General features: G+C 61.2%; 1 protein-coding gene. It reads right to left on the bottom strand.

The window, feature by feature from the left end; all coding sequences use genetic code 11:
- A partial coding sequence (locus tag AC1D0P_RS29970; RefSeq protein WP_477680059.1) for a flagellar basal body P-ring protein FlgI occupies positions 1-436 on the bottom strand: 436 nt, incomplete at both ends.

The raw sequence follows: 436 nt of genomic DNA, 5'->3' as shown, positions 1-436 counted from the left end.
CCAGAGTGCGGATTGCCAGAGTTTTGAGAGTGCCTGATGTCATCATTGCAAGACGAGCTCCGCCTGAATGCGCCTGCCGATTTGATGCCCTGGAGGATGGCGATGATGCCGTCAGGCTTCACGCCGATGCTGTTGAGCCCCGAAACCAATGTCTTGAGGTCCGAGCCCTTGAGGATCGCCACCTTGGTGTTGGCCTGCTGCGCGACGATATCCGTCTGCGGCTGCACGGCCGTCTGGCCGTTGGAGAAAGGCAGCGGCTGCACCACTGTCGGGTTCTCGCTGACCTGCACCGTGAGCGTGCCGTAACTGACCGCGACTTCCGATATCCGCACGTCGGCGCCGATGACGATGGTTCCGGTTCGCTCGTTGACCACCACCTTGGCCGGCGTGTCGGTATCGATCACGAGGTTTTCGACTTCCGCCATCAGGCGTGCGA

It is taken from the genome of Polaromonas sp. P1_G2 (genome assembly GCF_056405515.1).
This window is presented reverse-complemented; position numbering and strand designations above follow the sequence as displayed.